General features: G+C 71.1%; 4 protein-coding genes. 2 read left to right on the top strand and 2 right to left on the bottom strand.

Annotated features, from left to right (window positions below):
* The coding region (locus G6031_RS15575; RefSeq protein WP_241737381.1) for a hypothetical protein at window positions 1–753 on the top strand (753 nt) is incomplete at its 5' end.
* Window positions 754–777: 24 nt separating this feature from the next.
* Here G6031_RS15575 and G6031_RS15580 read toward each other — a convergent pair.
* Both G6031_RS15580 and G6031_RS15585 read right to left on the bottom strand, forming a co-directional pair.
* Window positions 778–1,599 (bottom strand): SDR family oxidoreductase, encoded by an 822-nt coding sequence (locus G6031_RS15580; RefSeq protein ID WP_182617006.1) that lies wholly within the window; start codon window positions 1,597–1,599, stop codon window positions 778–780.
* Window positions 1,596–2,828, bottom strand: coding sequence for an acyl-CoA dehydrogenase family protein (locus tag G6031_RS15585; protein ID WP_182653746.1), 1,233 nt, complete (start codon window positions 2,826–2,828; stop codon window positions 1,596–1,598). The genes G6031_RS15580 and G6031_RS15585 overlap by 4 nt, the downstream gene beginning before the upstream one ends.
* Before the next feature lie 78 nt (window positions 2,829–2,906).
* Here G6031_RS15585 and G6031_RS15590 point away from each other — a divergent pair, with 78 nt between their 5' ends.
* Window positions 2,907–3,761, top strand: coding sequence for a mycofactocin-coupled SDR family oxidoreductase (locus G6031_RS15590; protein ID WP_182645907.1), 855 nt, complete (start codon window positions 2,907–2,909; stop codon window positions 3,759–3,761).
* The last annotated feature ends 244 nt before the right edge of the window (window positions 3,762–4,005 follow it).

Below are 4,005 nucleotides of genomic sequence, written 5' to 3' on the forward strand. Positions count from 1 at the left end.
GGTCGCCGTGTCCTCGCGGCCTCGGCGGCGTTCGGTCTCGCCCTGAGCCTCACCGCCTGCACGATCGGCGAGACCGGCGACGACGACACCCCCGCGGGCACGACCACAGCGGTGGCCGAGGCGCCCCGGGACCAGCCGACGAGCGCACCGGGCGCGCCGGACGCAGGCGTCGACCAGTTGGTGCTGAACGCCGACGACGCCCCCGAACTGGGCCTGTCCCCCGTCTCGTCCGAGGACATCGCGGGAGGGGTCGGCGCGCTGGAGGACATCGCCGCGGGGATCCGTGTCGACCCCGAGCGTTGCGCGGATTTCAGCCAGGACGCCTTCCTCGCCCAGGCCGAACCGGGCGCGATGGCGATCCAGGCGGGCCAGAGCGGGAACTCCGCGTACGCGGTGTCCGTGACGACGGTGACCGACAGCCTTCCCGCTCGTGAACAGCTCATCGCCGACTGCCCGACCATGACGGTCACGATCCCCCTCGAGGGGACCGAGGTGACCACCCGGGCCGAGAACTCGCTGCTGGAACTCCAGGCTCCCGAGGGCGTGGAGCACTTCGCCGCCATCTCGCAGACCAACACCATGGACATGATGGGTCAGGAGATGCTCACGGGGAACGTCCTGATCACCGGGGTCGTGCGGGGGATCGGAGTCTCCGTCACGGTCGCCAACGGTGTGGGGCCGGTCTCCGACGTGGAACGGGACACGGCTGTGGACGCCTTCGGCAAGCAGGTCGAGAAGATCCGGAACGCCTAGCCCCGGGCCCGGGGCCACCGCGGGTCAGGCCCGCTGGGACGAGATGGAGACGACCTCCCCGGTGAGGTAGGTGGTGTAGTCGCTGGCGAGCATGGCGATGGTCGCGGCCACCTCCCAGACGTCGGCGGCCCGCCCGAACGCCTCCTTGGCGGCGAGCTCGTCGAGGAGCTCGGCGGAGGCCGACTTCTCCAGGAACGCGTGGCGGGCGATGGAGGGCGCGATCGCGTTGATGCGCACGCCGAAGTCGGCGCCCTCGATCGCGGAACACCGGGTGAGCGCCATGACGCCGGCCTTGGCCGCCGCGTAGTGCGCCTGCGCCCGCTGCGCGCGCCACCCCAGCACCGAGGCGTTGTTGACGATCACCCCGTTGTGGGGCACGTCGCGGAAGTACCGCAGCGCCGCGCGGGTCGCGCGGAACGTGCCGTTGAGCGTGATGTCCAGGACCCGGTCCCAGTCCTCGTCGGTCATGTCGACCAGCTCACCCTCGCCTCCGAAGCCGGCGTTGTTGACCAGCACGTCGATGCGGCCGAGCTTTTCGGCGGCGCCGGAGATCAGCGCGTCGACGTCCGAGGTCGACTGCACGTTGCAGGTGATGGCCTCGAACCGCTGCTCGGGGAACTCGGCGGCGAGCGTGTCGCGGGCCTCGTTCATGCGGCGCTCGTGGAAGTCCGACACCAGCACGTCGGCACCCTCGAGCGCGGCGCGACGTGCGGCCGAGAACCCGATCCCCGTGCCGGCGGCCGCCGTCACCACGACCTTCTTGCCCGCGAGCAGCCCGTGTCCCGGGGTCTCCTCGGGCACCGTGGACAGCGGGGACGCGGCGAGGGGGGACTTGTGCTGGGTCATGACGGCCTGGCCTCTCGGGGTAGTCCGAGCACGCGCTCGGAGATGATGTTGCGCTGGATCTCGTTGGATCCGCCGTAGATGGTGTCGGAGCGGGTGAACAGGAAGAGCCGCTGCCACCGCGCCAACTCGAGATGCTCCGGGTCGTGCAGGTCGTTGGCCGCGCCCTCGGAGTCGTGCGTGGGCCCGGTGAGCGACTCCGCCCCCTGCACGGTCATCGCCAGCTCGCCCAGATCGCGGTGCCAGGTGGCCCACAGGAGTTTGGCCGCGGAGGCGTTACCCCCGGAGGCGTCGCGCTCGGCGAGGGTACGCAGCGCATGGGCGCGGATCACCTTGAGCCCGACCCAGGCGCGCGTGATCCGTTCGCGCACCGCGGGGACCTCCGCGCTGCCGTTGGACCGGGCCATGGCCACGATCTGGTCGAGCTCGCGGGCGAAGCCCACCTGTTGACCGAGCGTGGACACACCCCGCTCGAACTCCAGCAGGGTCATGGCGACCTTCCAGCCCTCGCCCCGCTCCCCCACGATCATCCCGGCGTCGGTGACGGCATCGTCGAAGAAGACCTCGTTGAACTCCGAGGTCCCGGTGAGCTGCTGGATCGGCCTGATCTCGACGCCCGGCTGGTCCAGCGGCACCAGCAGGAAGCTCAGGCCTTTGTGACGGCTGGTCCCCTCCTCGGTCCGGGCCACGACGAACACCCACTGGCTCAGGTGCGCCAGGGAGGTCCACACCTTCTGCCCGTGCAGATGCCATCTGCCGTCCTCGCCCAGGCGCGCGGTGGTGGACACGTTCGCCAGATCGGATCCGGCGCCGGGCTCGGAGTACCCCTGCGCCCACAGTTCGGTGACGTCGAGGATCCGCGGCAGGAAACGGTCCTTCTGCTCCTGCGTACCGTGCGCGATGAGGGTGGGCCCGAGCAGCGTCTCGCCCAGGTGCGACACCCGCGCCGGGGCGTCGGCCTTGGCGTACTCCTCGTGCACGCGGACCTGCTGGCTCAGGGATGCACCGCGGCCGCCGTACTCGACCGGCCAGCCCACGCAGGTCCACCCGGCCTCGGCCATGTGCCGCTCCCAGGCCAGGCGTCGGGCGAAGAACTGGTGCTCGCTGCCGGGTCCGCCGGTGCCCTTGATCTCGGCGAAGTCTCCGGTCACGTTGTCGTCCAGCCACGCGCGGAACTCCGCGGCGAACTCGTCGTCGGTCATCTCCGACGCCGGCCTGGTGCTCTGGGTCATGGGGCCACTCTACCAAGCACTTGCTTGGTTTGCCGGAACCGGCCGCCCCCACTGACCGCGTCGGGTGTGATGGTCGACATGAGCACACCCGTCACGCCCCTGGAGGGCAAGGTCGCACTGGTCACCGGCGCCGCCCGGGCACAGGGCCGGGCCCACGCCGTCCGTCTCGCCTCGGAGGGCGCGGACGTCGTGGTCACCGACATCTGCGCCCCCGTATCCGAGTCCGTCTCCTACCCGGCGCCGACACCGGACGATCTCGCCGAGACCGTTCGCCTGGTCGAGGAGGCCGGGGGCAGATCCCTCTCGGCCGTCCTCGACATCCGGGAACTGGGCCCGCTGCAGGACCTGGTCACCCGCACCATCGCCACCTTCGGCCGGCTGGACATCGTCGTCGCCAACGCCGGCGTCCTCAACTGGGGCCGGCTGTGGGAGCTGCCGGAGGACGACTGGGACATGGTCATCGGCGTCAACCTCAGCGGCACGTGGCGGACGATCCGCGCGGCGGTGCCGGCGATGATCTCCGCGGGCAACGGCGGGTCGATCATCATCGTCAGCTCGTCGGCGGGCCTCAAGGCCACGCCGGGCAACGGGCACTACTCGGCCTCCAAGGCCGGCCTGGTCGCGCTGACCAACTCACTCGCCCTCGAGGCGGGCGAGTTCGGCATCCGGGTCAACTCGATCCACCCGTACTCGGTGGACACGCCGATGATCGACCCCGACGGCATGGCGGAGATCTTCGGCCGGTTCCCGTCTTACCTGCACAGCTTCTCGCCGATGCCCCTCAAGAACGTCCTCGCGGACGGCGTCAGCACCCTGGCGGACTTCATGCCCCCCGAGGAGGTCGCCGACGTGGTGTCGTTCCTGGCCGGGGACGGTTCCCGCTCGATCTCGGGGGTCCAGGTCCCGTTCGACCGGGGCGCGCTCAGGTACTGAGCACGGGGCCGACCAAGCAGGTGCTTGGTACCGTGGTGGGCGCCACACCCGCAGCACCCGAGGAGTCCGCGATGAACGACAGCTCCACCGCCGCCCCCCGCGACGTCGAGACCACCGCCGCCGCCCTGCGCCGGGCGGCGGCACTCTGGCCGGATCGCGAGGCGGTCGCCGACGTCCAGCCCGGTCAGGACACCCGGTGGACGTGGGCGCAGCTGCTCGACGAGGTCCGCCGCTTCGCCGCGGG

Source organism: Dietzia sp. CQ4 (genome assembly GCF_014145125.1).
Taxonomy (GTDB): Bacteria; Actinomycetota; Actinomycetes; order Mycobacteriales; family Mycobacteriaceae; genus Dietzia; species Dietzia natronolimnaea.